This window comes from Celerinatantimonas marina, assembly GCF_046054165.1.
Lineage (GTDB): Bacteria > Pseudomonadota > Gammaproteobacteria > Enterobacterales > Celerinatantimonadaceae > Celerinatantimonas.
In genome coordinates, this window is the sequence record NZ_JBFNXK010000015.1 from 91,676 (window position 1) to 106,160 (window position 14,485).

General features: G+C 45.8%; 14 protein-coding genes. 7 read left to right on the forward strand and 7 right to left on the reverse strand.

The window, feature by feature from the left end; all coding sequences use genetic code 11:
- The first annotated feature begins 229 nt into the window (after positions 1-229).
- Positions 230-1,318: a response regulator gene (locus ABUE20_RS15355; protein ID WP_408620831.1), complete on the forward strand. Its 1,089-nt coding sequence runs from the start codon at positions 230-232 to the stop codon at positions 1,316-1,318.
- Positions 1,315-2,295 carry a sensor domain-containing diguanylate cyclase gene (locus tag ABUE20_RS15360; protein WP_408620832.1) on the forward strand — a complete coding sequence of 327 codons (981 nt, stop codon included), beginning with the start codon at positions 1,315-1,317 and terminating at the stop codon, positions 2,293-2,295. The genes ABUE20_RS15355 and ABUE20_RS15360 overlap by 4 nt, the downstream gene beginning before the upstream one ends.
- A 98-nt stretch (positions 2,296-2,393) precedes the next feature.
- Here the strand turns inward: ABUE20_RS15360 and hpxK are convergent, their stop codons facing one another.
- The 6 genes from hpxK to hpxZ form a co-directional block, all read right to left on the reverse strand.
- Entirely contained in the window at positions 2,394-3,641 is a 1,248-nt protein-coding gene (gene hpxK, locus ABUE20_RS15365) for an allantoate amidohydrolase (protein ID WP_408620833.1), read from the reverse strand.
- Positions 3,631-4,863 carry a pyridoxal-phosphate-dependent aminotransferase family protein gene (locus ABUE20_RS15370; RefSeq protein ID WP_408620834.1) on the reverse strand — a complete coding sequence of 411 codons (1,233 nt, stop codon included), beginning with the start codon at positions 4,861-4,863 and terminating at the stop codon, positions 3,631-3,633. Before ABUE20_RS15370 ends, hpxK begins: the two co-directional genes overlap by 11 nt.
- Before the next feature lie 15 nt (positions 4,864-4,878).
- Positions 4,879-6,474 (reverse strand): gamma-glutamyltransferase family protein, encoded by a 1,596-nt coding sequence (locus ABUE20_RS15375; protein WP_408620835.1) that lies wholly within the window; start codon positions 6,472-6,474, stop codon positions 4,879-4,881.
- Positions 6,467-7,648 (reverse strand): amidase, encoded by a 1,182-nt coding sequence (locus ABUE20_RS15380; RefSeq protein WP_408620836.1) that lies wholly within the window; start codon positions 7,646-7,648, stop codon positions 6,467-6,469. The genes ABUE20_RS15375 and ABUE20_RS15380 overlap by 8 nt, the downstream gene beginning before the upstream one ends.
- Before the next feature lie 87 nt (positions 7,649-7,735).
- Positions 7,736-8,581 (reverse strand): MurR/RpiR family transcriptional regulator, encoded by an 846-nt coding sequence (locus ABUE20_RS15385; RefSeq protein ID WP_408620837.1) that lies wholly within the window; start codon positions 8,579-8,581, stop codon positions 7,736-7,738.
- 67 nt (positions 8,582-8,648) lie between these two features.
- A complete protein-coding gene (gene hpxZ, locus ABUE20_RS15390) occupies positions 8,649-9,020 on the reverse strand; it encodes an oxalurate catabolism protein HpxZ (protein WP_408620846.1) in 372 nt (123 codons plus the stop codon).
- A gap of 232 nt (positions 9,021-9,252) precedes the next feature.
- Between hpxZ and ABUE20_RS15395 the strand changes: the two genes are divergently transcribed.
- The 4 genes from ABUE20_RS15395 to ABUE20_RS15410 are packed head-to-tail and all read left to right on the forward strand — an operon-like array spanning position 9,253 to position 12,083.
- Entirely contained in the window at positions 9,253-10,038 is a 786-nt protein-coding gene (locus ABUE20_RS15395; protein ID WP_408620847.1) for a transporter substrate-binding domain-containing protein, read from the forward strand.
- A 14-nt stretch (positions 10,039-10,052) separates the two neighbouring features.
- Entirely contained in the window at positions 10,053-10,721 is a 669-nt protein-coding gene (locus ABUE20_RS15400) for an amino acid ABC transporter permease (protein ID WP_408620838.1), read from the forward strand.
- On the forward strand, positions 10,718-11,368 hold the full coding sequence (locus ABUE20_RS15405; protein ID WP_408620839.1) for an amino acid ABC transporter permease: 651 nt from the start codon (positions 10,718-10,720) through the stop codon (positions 11,366-11,368). The genes ABUE20_RS15400 and ABUE20_RS15405 overlap by 4 nt, the downstream gene beginning before the upstream one ends.
- Complete coding sequence (locus ABUE20_RS15410) at positions 11,355-12,083, forward strand: amino acid ABC transporter ATP-binding protein (protein WP_408620840.1); 729 nt, start codon at positions 11,355-11,357, stop codon at positions 12,081-12,083. The genes ABUE20_RS15405 and ABUE20_RS15410 overlap by 14 nt, the downstream gene beginning before the upstream one ends.
- Before the next feature lie 32 nt (positions 12,084-12,115).
- Here ABUE20_RS15410 and ABUE20_RS15415 read toward each other — a convergent pair whose 3' ends face one another.
- Complete coding sequence (locus ABUE20_RS15415) at positions 12,116-12,880, reverse strand: dimethylarginine dimethylaminohydrolase family protein (protein ID WP_408620841.1); 765 nt, start codon at positions 12,878-12,880, stop codon at positions 12,116-12,118.
- A gap of 284 nt (positions 12,881-13,164) precedes the next feature.
- On the opposite strand from ABUE20_RS15415, the gene ABUE20_RS15420 reads away from it, so the two are divergent.
- On the forward strand, positions 13,165-14,445 hold the full coding sequence (locus ABUE20_RS15420) for a putative acyl-CoA thioester hydrolase (RefSeq protein WP_408620842.1): 1,281 nt from the start codon (positions 13,165-13,167) through the stop codon (positions 14,443-14,445).
- Positions 14,446-14,485: the final 40 nt, after the last annotated feature.

Sequence of the window (14,485 nt, forward strand, 5' to 3'; positions counted from 1 at the left end):
CATAATTTACGGTATAACTTAGGCTGTTTATTTTTCATCGTTGAGTTTTGCTCAAACCAGACACACGTTGAACACAGTGTGACTTATAGAGCTTAATGAGCAACGCGAACAGAGCACCACAAAGTTTGGAATGCGTTTAAATGATGTCACCTACTTTATCAGCAATTTAGCCAGAGTCTGACGGTAGGATATATGGCAAAGTACGGTCATAACCAGAAAACGGAGTATCATGACTTTACCAATCTTAATATGTGATGATTCGAAATTTGCCCAAAAGCAGATAGTCCGGGCACTTCCTGAGCATTGGGATGTCTCGATTAGTTTTGCAAATGATGGTATTGAAGGACTTGAAAAAATCCGAGCGCAACAGGGCGAATTGGTTTTTCTTGACCTTAATATGCCTAATCTGGATGGTTATGGCGTACTAGAAGCCGTCCAAAAAGAAGATCTGCCCGCTTTAATCATTGTTGTATCCGGTGATATTCAACCCCAAGCCCATGCCAGAGTCACCCAATTAGGGGCATTGGATTTCATCAAAAAACCAACCAATAAAACCATTATTTTTGATATTCTTCGCCGCTATGGGATCTTAACGGATGAAGAATATACGGCCGTCAAGCCCACAGACACAGAGCAAACTAAAACGGCGAAAACAACAACTGCCGCTCCAGAAACATCGACGAACATTACCCCATCGAGACCGAATGATGATGTCATTGATTACCGCGATCAGTATCAAGAAATTGCCAACGTTGCGATGGGACGAGCCGCAGATCTCCTTGCTCGAATGTTAGGCGCTTTCGTGGTGCTACCTATTCCTAATGTAAATATTTTGGCTGTCAGTGAACTTAATATGGCCTTAACGGCTGTGGCTGATGATGAATCGCTTTCTGCCGTATGTCAGGGCTATATCGGTGCCGGTATTTGTGGCGAAGCGCTGCTCCTGTTCCATGACTCAAGTTTTGAAGATTTAGCTCAGCTCATGCGCTATGAAGGCGATCTAGATGATGCCGGACAACTGGAAGTTTTAATGGATGTCGCCAATATTCTCATCGGCGCTTGCCTGAAAGGAATTGCCGATCAATTAGACATGAATTTTTCTCAGGGTCACCCCGTCGTTCTCGGCCAACATACTAATATCACAGAACTGATCGAGAGTAGTACCAAACGTTGGCGTAAAAAAACTTTGGCGATTGAAATTAATTACACCATTGAAAAACGAAATATTCAGTGTGACTTGCTACTGCTATTTACGGAAGATTCGCTACCCACCATGAACAATAAACTGATCTACCTCATGGAGGAAAGCGAGCTATGAGCCAAATTCAAGTCGATTTAAACGATTTTCACTGGATGTTAGAAATGATCCAGAATATTGATGTCGGATTGGTCGTTTTAGATAAACAATACCGCATTCAAACCTGGAATACCTTCATGGAAGCTCATAGTAATTTACGACCAGATCAAACTCAGGGCAAAAACATCTTTGAATTATTTCCAATGCTGCCGGAAACCTGGCTAAGAAACAAAGTTGATTCAGTATTCATGTTGAATAACCGGTCATTTACTACCTGGGAACAACGTCCTCAGGTTTTCAAATTCCGGAATTACCGCCCAATTACGGGCATGGTTGAATACATGTATCAGAATATGACCATCATTCCCTTAAAATCCCTGACCGGTGAAGTCACCCATGTCAGTTTGATCATCTATGATGTCACCGATGTTGCAGTAAACAAACTCCAGCTGGAACGAGCCAACAAACAACTTTCTGAAATTAGTCGAACCGATGGACTGACGCAACTCAATAACCGTCGTTACTGGGAAGAACGGGCTGAGCAAGAATATAACCGGAATATTCGCACCAAACATCCCTGCTCTATGGTGATGTTCGACATTGACCACTTTAAACGCATTAATGACAACTATGGACATTTGGCGGGGGATGATGTCATCCGTCAAACGGCCGCCACATTAAAATCGACCATGCGTAACACCGATATATCAGGGCGTTATGGGGGCGAAGAATTTGTGGTGATCTTAGTCGATACAGCTCCGGAGAACGCATTTGTATTTTGTGAACGGCTTCGTAAAAACATTGAGTCACTCAATATCAAATGGGAGAGCGAAACCATAAAATACACGATTAGTCTGGGTGTTTGCGAGTTATATGATTGCTTCCCAAATTATCAATCATGGTTAGAACAAGCCGATCAAGCACTTTATCAAAGTAAAGAAACCGGACGCAACAAAACAACCATTATGCAGTATGACAATATCAAAATCGTTGATTAACAATTGGTTACAAAAATAGCCGTATAAATTTATACGGCTATTTTTTTAATCATGTACAACAGACAAGGAACCGTTGTTATCGTTATCCTTCAGATAACCTAAACGTACTGTGAGCGAAGTTGTATAATCGTTTCAACAAGAACCTCAAACGCCACACCTAAATCACTACTTTGAACCGCTTCATCCGGATGATGACTAATGCCTCTATCACAACGCACAAATAGCATCCCAACCGGACACAGATCAGCAATGGCCATCGCATCATGACCGGCACCACTGGGCAAACTCACAACCTGCCCCTGTATTTTTTCACTTGCTAAACGAAGAAACTGTTGCAATTGCTCATCACAAGGCGTTGCTGCACTTTCATAGAAACAATCAGTTTTCAATTGGATCTGGCGCCGAGTGGCAATTTGGCTGGTCTGATGAATAATGAGATCCAAACTGTGATCCCGAACTTCATCATCACTCGCCCGAATATCCACGCTAAACAAAACATCCCCAGGAATGACATTAATCGCTCCGGGATGGCACTCAATCTGACCAACTGTCGCCACAACATTTTGCTCAGTGGCAATCCGCTCAATGGCAAGGATCATTTCACTGGCCGCCACTAATGCATCCTGTCGCAACGACATCGGCACGGTACCCGCATGCCCGGCCATGCCCTGCAACGAAAAGTGTAGTCGCTTGGCCCCATTAATCGCCGTCACCACACCAACGGCTAATTCATTCGCTTCCAGTATCGGCCCTTGCTCAATATGAACTTCGAGGTAACCAATAAAATCATCTCGATTTCGTTGAGCACGCTCAATGTGTTCCGGATCTAAACCAAACTGCCGCAATGCCTGTTCAATTGAGATACCATCAGCATCGGTAGTTGCAAGCCATTTTGAGGGCCACCCTTGGGCCAGCCCTCGGCTTCCCAATAGCGTACTTCCAAATCGAGTACCTTCCTCATCGGCAAATCCGACGACTTCAATCGCAAATGGGAATCGAAGCCCCTGCTCATGAAAATAGCCCACTAATTCAATCGCGGTTACCACACCCAAGATCCCATCATAACGGCCCGCATTACGGACCGTATCTAAATGAGATCCCAGCAATAATGCAGGGGCATTTTCATGAAGGCCTTCATAACGACCACAGATATTTCCCACAGCATCCTGCCACACGACCATTCCAGCCGCCTGCATCCATTCACCCGCTTGCCGATTGGCAAGCTTATGCTCCTTTGACAGGTAGACTCGAGTCACCGCCGGCTGATCTTGTGAAATAGCCGCCAGCTCCTGACAACGTTGATACAATCGCTGGCCTACAGCTTCACGCGTCCAGCTATTTTTCATAGCTATCCCAGGCAGCCTGCAATGCAGCGCCCTGAACCGTTGCAAACCCTAATCGATTTAGCACAGCTTCCAACGCGGTCAAGGTTGTTAACACGGTATCTTTACGGGCATTGTACCCCATAACCCCAACCCGCCAGATTTTACCTTGCAAGGGGCCAAAAGAGGTTCCAATCTCAATACCGAAGTCATTCAGTAATAATTTGCGAACCTGTTCGCCTTCAACACCCTGCGGGATCACAACCCCAGTCACATTACTCATCTTATGTTCAAGATCACCGAACAGTTCCAGTCCCATCGCCTGCAATCCGTTCACCATCGCCTGACCATGTAGCTGATGTCGAGCAATACACGCTTCAACGCCTTCCTGAACAATGATCCGAGCACATTCTCGGGCCCCAAATAACATGCTGGTTGCTTCAGTATGATGATTCAGCCGTTCGGGCCCCCAGTAATCCATAATCATACCCAAGTCAAAATAGTTTGAATAAATCAGCTCTTCTTCACCATCTTGATGCTGAGCATTTTTAATCCCCAGTTCTACATGTCGACGTTGCCGGATATGGTCTGCAAATGCAGGACTGATGGTCACTGGAGAACTACCAGATGGGCCACCCAGGCATTTTTGTAACCCGGCAGTCACTGCATCTAGATGCCACTGATCCGCTAACATGGGATTTCCCCCGAATGAAGCGGTTGCATCGGTATAAAACAACACACCATAACGCTGACAAATTTCGCCCAACTCGGCTAAGGGCTGTAACATCGTGGTTGATGTGTCACCTTGTACCGTGAGTAGTGCCCGAGGCCGAATCCGTTTAATCGCATCTTCGACAACGTTTGGATCGAATACTTCACCCCAAGGCACTTCAATGGTATGCACTTTCGCCCGGCAGCGTTGGGCAATTTCACATAACAGATGCCCAAATCGGCCAAAAACAGGAACTAATACGTCATCGCCCGGGCGGATCATAGACACTAACGCCGCTTCGATTCCAGCTCGTGAGGTTCCATCCACTAGCATGGTCCACTGGTTTTCGGTAACAAATAACTGGCGATATAACGCCATTGTCTGGTTCATATACTCAGTCATCACCGGATCATACTGACCCACGAGCTGACTTGACATAGCCCGTAATACGCGCGGATCAGCATTAATTGGCCCCGGCCCCATCAATAGTCGAGTCGGAGGATTAATCTGATCATAATCATTGATATCAAACATAATAATTCCTTACATCTAAATGAAATCGGAGAACACGCAAGCCTTACCATCACTACGTGGATCGCTGGCTGCGGCTAAAATTTTCTGTTGTTTCAAGACGATGGCACCGGCATGTCCCATTAATTCATTACAGGCGGGAACGTGCCTGATCACATGTCCGAGAGACTGTAACTGCTGACAAGTGGTATCAGCGATATCCTGTTCTAATTTCAGGTCATGGGCACTTTCGCCCCAGGTCCGCCCCAGGAGCCAACGCGGAGCTGCAATCGCTTTATCCAAAGGTTGCTGTTGATAGAGATAGCGCCATAAAATAGCCGCCTGAGTTTGAGGCTGACCTTCGCCACCCATCGTCCCGTAAACCATGTTGCGCCCGTCATTAAGGCTGGCAAATGCCGGATTCAGCGTGTGAAAAGGCTGACAGTTAGGACGCAGCTGATTTTTAGCGCCGGGTTCAAGTGAAAAGCTAACGCCCCGGTTGTTCCAAATCACGCCCAATTCAGGGAGTACAACCCCAGAGCCAAATTCCCAATACAGGCTTTGGATATAACTCACCATCCGCCCTTCAGAATCACAACATCCCATCCAGACCGTATCACCTTTGTGAGCCAACTGAGGCCAAGCGAGTGCCTGCCGGGGATCAATACGAGAGGACAACTGATGGATCATTGATGCCGACAGATAGGGATCAATCGCCTCATCATTGTAACGTGGATCGCAAACCAATCGATCCCGGATCATAAAGGCTTGCTTCGTGGCTTCAATAATACAGTGGAGCTGCTCGGCTTCGCTCATCTTAGCGATTGACCGACCTTGGAACTGCTCATCCATAATCGCCGCGATTAATAATGAGGCAATCCCCTGTGTCGGCAGCGGTAAATTATAAAAAGTCCCTTGAGAGGTCTGTACTGACAGTGGTTCGACCCACTCCGCATGGTAACCGGCCAGATCATCGGTATTGAGCAAAGCATCCGCTCGCTTAAATCCATCAGCGATTACTTGCGCGGTTTGACCCCGATAAAAATCATCGAGCCCTACTTTCGCCAAATGTAAAAACAGATCCGATAACGCCGGATTATAAAGACGCTGCCCGGTTTTCAATGTTGTACCATCCGGCAGAAAATACTCGGCGAATCCCGGTTGTTCATGTAATGCCGATGCAGTCAATTCACTGGCATTTTGCAAACTTTGCGTTACCGTAATCCCATCTTTGGCTAACTGAGCCGCTGGTGTTAACAACGTTTGTAAATCGATAGGCGCTTGCCAATTAGAACTGTATTGCAGCGCCTTTTGCCAACCCTCGACCACACCAGCACTATCGACACACGCCAATGGTCCTCGAGAAGGAATCGCTGAAAATCCTTGATGCTGAAACCATTCTAACGTCGCCTGCCCCGCACTTCGTCCGGAGGCATTGATCGCCACTGGTTTTTTCCCGGGTTCATGGATCAACCAAAAGCCATCGCCCCCAAGTCCGGACATATGCGGATACAAGACACTGATCGAGGCCGCGGCCGCAACCATTGCCTCAATAGCTGTTCCACCTTGCTTTAAAACCGACAAGCCAATTTCACTGGCCGTTGCATGCGGTGCAGTAAAAGCGCAATCAGTCATGACCAATCTCCTCAAATAACCGGGCCAGAGCCAATAACTGCATGTCGCTATCACGTGGACCAATCAGTGACACCCCAAATGGGATACCATCTAAGTTCAGTAAAGGCATTTGCACTTGAGGGCATCCAGACAAACCAGCCATTGCCGTCATTCCCATCAGCCGCACCCGAAAATCAGCCAGTTCTGAGGAACTAGTTTTTCGTAACGGTGCCACATCCGGAGCCGTTGGGATCAGTAAAAATTGGTTCGGTAACAACATTGCTGAGAGTCGTTGGATCCACTGTAAGCGCTGCTGCTCTGCGCTGCCCTGGTCAGAAGCGGTTAGTGATTCAGCCCAACTTAAACGCTGATCAATGTCAGGAGCCAAAGCCTGAGGATAACGATGGTGCCATTCCTGATGAATGGCGGCGGCTTGTCGCCCCTGTAAGACCTGAAAAACCGGAGCTAGCGCATCAATATCTTGCGCCGCAATAGACCAATGTTGCAGATCACATTGTTTTTGTAACTGCTGCTGAAATTGTTGCCATCCTTGGAATAAAGGCTCGGATAAACGCTCAAATAATGCATCAACCATGATGAATTGAAAATCATGGAAATCGCAGGATTGCACGTCCATTCCATATAAGAAAGCCCCAACTCGCTCTAAGGTCCTCGCATCACGACACATCCAACCGGGCGTGTCAAAACGAGGTGCCAACGGAATGATACCACTGGTCGATAGTCGTCCATGCGTGGGACGGATACCAACTAGGCCGTTATACATCGATGGGATCCGAATGGATCCCCCGGTATCAGTTCCTAATCCAATATCCGCATCATTGCAAGCAACGGCCACGGCCGAACCACTAGATGACCCGCCCGGAAGACGATCGGGTGTAATAGGATTTATCGGTGTACCAAAATGAGCATTACATCCATTCAGGCTATATGCGATTTCATCAGTCTGGACACGTCCCACGCAACGGCTGCCACTGTCAAAAAGCTGGGCTAGAACTGAAGCGGTTAACGCGGCAGGCGCATGACTCTGATACCAGGTCGGATTACCGGCACCGGTGGCAAATCCTGCAACGTCATATAGATCTTTATAAACAAACCGCAACCCCGTTAAAGGCCCGTGGGAATTAACAGGCCCCTGATGGGGACCATGCTTACAATATACCGATGAATCATTCATGACCGGAAACCAAAGTTCTACATCGCTTCATTAAACAACTTTAGTTTCTTAAAGTAAATAATAAGGAATATAAATTCCAAATTTAGGCTAAGTTCCTAATGGGGGTTCCAATTCGTCAAAATTATCATATAACTGATCAATCAGCTGGATACGCGGCTGTTGTTCCTGAGTCTGACACAGGTTACAGAGTAAACTCACCATTGCCATCGCACTGGCATATGATGCAAATCCCCCCGGGCTCAACTGATAACAAGGTAATGTCCAATTAGCATGGGTTGCCAATTCAACGCCCGATGGATCCGTAATCAACAATAATGAGGCCGGCGTTTTTGCCAAATACTGCACCAACGGCTTCACTAGCTTCGGACGTCGTCGCAATGCAACAACAATAACTAAATCCTGCTCTTCTAACCCCACCAACTCCTCGGACAACGTTTGACCACTATGAGGGAGTAACCAGACATTGGATCGCAACTGCAATAATTGTTCTCGCCAGTGTAATGCGATTGGATAACTATTGCGTAATCCGATCAGTAAAACCCGTTTAGCTCGCATTATCGATGAAGTAATATCTTCTAAGGGCTGTCCCTGCAACCCCACCAATGTCTGTTGCCAATTACGGCTTTCCTGTTGTTGATGAGCATTCAGTTGTTCATCCAGATTATGCTCGCAGAGCTGTTCCAACTGCGGCGAACCCGAAGCTCTGTTGCGGCGTAAATCTTCCCGAACCTGATAAAACCCATCGTATCCCAACCGTTTAAAAAAACGGCTAACCACGGGTTTGGAGACCTGAGCTAAACGTGCCATATCGGCACTAGAGTAAATGGCCAGTTCCGACTCATACGTCAGTAAAAATTCGGCAAGCTGCCGTTCTTTCGGGCTTAACTGCGCTAGATGTTGCGTAATACGCTCACTCAATGCTGAACCCGTCATAATCCGTTCCTTTTCGGTAGTAAGTTGCCATGATAACGACAGATGAATCGCCCCTTAATTCTGCCTATCAAGCTATATTAGAGACATGAGCAGATACAATCTGCCACCCTTGTTGGGTCCGAAGCCAGGTCTGGCTTTGACGACCTAACGACTGGTGAGGCCGTTTAAAAATCACATGCGCGGTGGCCAATGAATCACCAAATGTGGTAATGGCAACTTTAACGACTTCCCGTTCCAATCCTTTAGGCGAACGTTGTCGCCGAAATTCAGCAATCGCCTGATAACCAAACAAATTCTCACGAGCCCCCAAACGAACAGTTTCAGCACTATTCCAGAAAAACCGATCCAAAGCAGCCACATCATTGTGAACGAGTGCTTGTTCATAATCCAGAACCGCTTGGGTCACTTCCTGCACTACAGCAGGTTCATTGACTTTCATTTCTAATGTCTGTGACATATTAACACCCCAAAATTAAGCATTTGCACCAAAATGGAACACCACACCTTTTTTTCTGTATCCCTTCAGGCCTTAAAACCACGCCAACAAGCCAAGGCGAAGTAACGCCATATGTGGTCCAAATTTTGCTTTGCCAAAGAAACAATAATTACAAACAACCCATATATATAAAACTTTAGTTTCAAAAACAAATCAGGAGTCAATGATGCAGGTTATAAGAAAACTATGCAATGTAGTTATATTCACAGTGGCCTTTCTGGGCTTAAGTCTACCGAGTTATGCTAACCAACTAGATGATATTGTCCAACGTGGAACCCTGAGAGTGGCTGTTCCTCAAGATTTTCCACCTTTTGGATCAGTGGGGACTGACATGCAACCCCACGGATATGATATCGATATGGCCGCTTATCTAGCCAAACAATTACATGTGAAACTCAAACTTGTCCCTGTAACCAGTGCAAACCGCATTCCTTATTTAACAACCGATAAAGTCGACTTAGTGATATCGTCTTTAGGTAAAAATGCTAAACGAGCTAAAGTCATTGATTTCAGCCGACCTTATGCGCCGTTTTTCTTAGGGGTCTTTGGCCTGAAATCGATTGATGTTCATCAACCGGCGGATCTCGCAGGGAAAACAGTCGGTGTGACACGCGGTGCCATCGAAGATATGCAACTGAGCAAAATTGCACCTCAAAATGCCACCATTAAACGCTTTGAAGATAACAACACCACATTATCTGCTTATCTCTCTGGGCAGGTGGATATGATTGCAACCGGAAATCTGGTCATCGCGGCTATTGCACATCGTAATTCCGATCGAATTCCAAGCACTAAATTCACTTTGAAAAATTCACCATGCTATATTGGCCTTCGCCAAAATGAGCCTGAACTTAAAGCTAAAATAGATCAACTCATTCAAGTGGCATTAGGGAATGGAACGCTGACCAAAATGTCACAAAAATGGCTTAAAGCACCATTACCAGCCAACTTTGGCGCATAAGGATTGTGCAACAGATGCATTATCATCTTAATTTCTCAGGGCTGCTGCCATACTGGCAGCAGCTCGCTTCAGGATTATGGCTGACAATTGAGTTAACGATATTGGCCACCATTGGGGGAATTGTTCTGGGGACCTTAACGGCAGGAGCCCGAACTCATCGACAGTTATCCTTTCGTTTTATCTCAGGGATCTACGTTGAGATCATCCGTAATACCCCATTTATCGTGCAGCTGTTCTTCATCTTCTTCGGATTATCCAGCTTAGGTATCAAACTTACTGCTTGGGAAGCCGGTCTACTAGCAATGGTCATCAATCTGGGGGCCTATAGTGCCGAAATTATTCGAGCCGGTATTACCGCTACGCCCAAAGGCCAATGGGAAGCAGGCCAAACTTTGGGGCTATCCAGAATTCAGGTGTTCTGGCGCATTGTGATCCCCCCTGCCTTTATGCGCATTTACACACCGCTTATTGGTCAGTGTATTATCGTCATGCTGGGATCATCCGTCATCTCCCAGATTTCAGTGGAAGAACTTACCTTTGCAGCGAACTTCATTCAATCCAGAACATTCTTAAGTTTCGAAGTTTATCTGGTTTCAACCGCTTTATATCTTCTGCTTTCAGTAATCATGCGCCAACTATTAACTCGGGGCGCTAAAAAATTGTTTCGGGGGGCCGTACTATGATGCAATTCAGTAATTGGGATATATTGCATAATTTATTGCTTTCCGCCCGCTGGACATTATTGCTATCGTTGATTGCATTCTGTGGCGGTGGCATTGTTGCGTTTATTCTTACTTTCTTTAGCCTTTCTCGACGACCTATTTTGGTTCAACTGGTCCGGATTTATGTCGAAATATTTCAGGGAACCCCTCTGCTGATGCAGTTATTCTTGACATTTTTCGGCTTATCACTCATCGGGATTGATGTGAATGCCTGGACGGCTGCCAGTCTGTCTCTGATTCTATTTAGTAGCGCCTTTTTAACCGATATCTGGCGAGGTTGTATTGAATCACTCCCGAAAGGCCAATGGGAAGCCTCTCGTTGTCTGGGGATCAATTTCATACAGACCATGCGCCATGTGATTTTACCTCAGGCTCTTCGTTTAGCTATTGCACCTACCGTTGGTTTTTCGGTTCAGATTGTCAAAGGGACAGCATTGACGTCAATCATTGGTTTCGTTGAACTGACGAAAGCAGGAACCATGCTGAATAACGCAACCTTTCAGCCATCCAAAGTTTTCCTCATGGTGGCTGTGATCTATTTTGTTATCTGTTATCCACTCTCACTTATCAGCCAGTATCTGGAGAAAAAACTACATGTCGCTCGTTAGTATTGAACAAGTCCATAAATATTATGGCGATCACCATGTACTCAAAGGGATCGATCTCAAAGTAGACGCCGGCGAAGTGATCTCAATTATTGGCCGGAGTGGTTCAGGGAAAAGCACTTTATTACGCTGTATCAATGGTCTTGAGAAATTTGATCAGGGTGCCATCATCGTAGATAAACAAGCTGTCGATGATAATGAAAAACATCTGCTGGAACTGAGCCGTAGTGTCGGCATGATCTTTCAGAATTTCAATTTATTTCCGCATCTGACGGTAGCTGAGAACATCATGTTAGCTCCGAAACTGGTGCTTAAATTATCGCCCCAGCAAGCCCGAGAAGAAGCGGAAGCCGTGCTTAAAAAGGTCGGGTTAGCCGATAAAGCCGATCAATTTCCGGGAAATCTTTCCGGCGGTCAACAACAGCGGGTCGCAATTGCTCGATCATTAGCCATCAAGCCTAAAGCTTTACTTTGCGATGAAATCACATCCGCTTTAGATCCGGAGTTAGTTGGTGAAGTACTCCATGTACTGGAACAACTCAAAGAAGAAGGGATGACGCTGATTCTAGTCACTCATGAAATGAACTTTGCTCGAGATGTCGGTGACAGATTGGTGTTTATGCATCAGGGAAAAGTTTGGGAAAGCGGTCCGGCAAAAGAAGTTTTCGCAGCCCCCAAAACCAAAGAACTACAGAGTTTTATATCTGCAGTTCTTTAATTCATCACCTGAAGCAGGCTCCGTTCAATCCATTATCGCCGATAACGGACGGACATGCAGGTAAGCCCTGCTTCAGCTTTCACAAACTCACTAATATCAACCGAATCGACCGCGTAACCTTTCGCTTTAACCCGTTCGATCGTCTGAGGATATAAACGGTTCATACAAACCGTTCCGTTAATGAGCATAATATTGGCACCGAAAGGTTCGGACTCTGGCACCGTGATCAACTGATACCCTTGAAAAGGCAGAACATCCACCCAGCTTGAGTTAATCAATAAGGTATGTTCATCCAATGCCGTCACGCCTGTTTTTAGATGCAAACATCCTAGAACATCAACAGCTACAACCTGATAGCCAAACGGCTGCAGGATCTCAGTTAACCGATCAATCCCCGCCTGGTTGGTACGCGATGAGCGCCCTACAAACACTTTTTTACCAATTTGCAGAACGTCACCGCCTTCAATCTCGGCTGGGAGATCAATAGATTCAACGGTTCGAAACTTAGAAAAATACTCAGCCATTGCGGCTCGTTCCGGGCGTCTTGATTCAACGCCCATAGAAGTTAAAACAGCTACTTCATCAAACACGATAATCGGATCTTCAACAAAGACACTATCCGCTAAATCGGCATTGCTATTGATCGTATCGACATTCGCACCACAGCGCTTCAGCATCTGGCAATAAGCCTGATGCTGAGACAGTGCTTTCGGATAATCAATCGATTCGCTTTCAAGATAAGTCAGTTCACAATCTTGCAAATGTACCGAAGGCACATGCGTTAATACCTCAATCATTAACACTCCTTGAATAATATTCCTATACCAGAGGCTGCCCAGCAAATTGCACGCAAATTAAACAAATTCTGGCTCATATTCGATGTGACTCACTGATGCAACAAACCCTGACATTGCTACACATTTTATTTTAAAGACACACCTTAGCGGGTTTCACTACGAATCACCACAGACAAAAATAAAACATTATTTTAATTATATTTGATATATCTATCATTTTTATCTATCCACTCTGTTTAAGCTCACTGCACTGCTGATATCACCATGAAAGAGTGCTTTAATCTATGAAACATCTTATCCGCACATCACTAGCCACTTCACTATTACTCACTCTATATAGTGTTGTAGCCCAAGCTCAAACGGCTTTTACCGCACCGGGAACAATTGACAGCCCGATATTAAGTGATACCGAGGCTGCGACCTTTACAATGGCCAACTACTTTAAATTCATTGGCAATACACATACCCCTGAATTCATTCCATGGATACCCAAACCTATCCAAACCAAACCCGTGGATATAACGGTAGCTCCTGCTTCCAATTCTCATGTTCAATTTCACGATATTCAGCAAGCGATCAATGCAGCCATACAACTGCATCCCGATTCAGCAACACCCGTAACCATCCGATTACAACCGGGTGAATATACCGGAACCGTTTATATTCCAGAGGATGCCCCACCCATCACACTCTATGGGACAGGGGTGAAACCGACAGCCGTCAAGATCACGCAAACGATTGATTCAATGTTTACGCCTGAACAGTATCGAAATACGGTCAATCCCAATAACCGATACCAATCGGGAGATCCGGCTTGGGAGATGTATCAAACTTGTGCCACCAAAACCGGTACCCATGTCGACACCACCTGCTCCGCAGTGGTGTGGTCACAAAGCCCGAAATTTCAGCTCAAAAACCTGACCATTATTAACTCGATGATCGATCAGGCCGATGCCAGTACTCATCAAGCCGTAGCCCTTCGAACTGATGGTGATCAAGTTCAACTTGAACACGTTCGACTCATTGGCCGTCAGGATACTTTCTTCGTCAATTCAAGTAATCGGCAAAATCAATATGTCACCGATCACTATAGCCGGGCCTACATTAAAGATAGTTATATCGAAGGTGATGTTGACTATGTCTTCGGGCGGGCCAGTGCGGTATTTGATCATGTAACATTCCATAGTGTTTCCAGCCGGGAATCTAACTCAACCTATATTTTTGCACCTGATACCCCTAACTGGGTCGATTACGGTTTTTTAGTCATTCACAGTAAACTCACCTGTGATAATGGATTTGACGACCCAACCCATATTAAACTCGGCCGAGCTTGGGATCAGGGAGCCAGCAGTACCGGTTATCTTCCGGGAACAACATCCAATGGACAACTGGTGATACGGGATAGCCTCATTGAGAACTGTTTTGATCTTGATGCCCCTTGGGGAAATGCAGCCACGACATCGCGTCCGTTTAGCGGAAACATCAATCCACAGCGTAATCTAAACGATGTCCACTTTAACCGGTTATGGTTGTTTCACAACACAATCATGCAAACTCACTGGTAAGCGAATGCCCCTTAATTCCCTAATAAAAAAACCGGCCAAA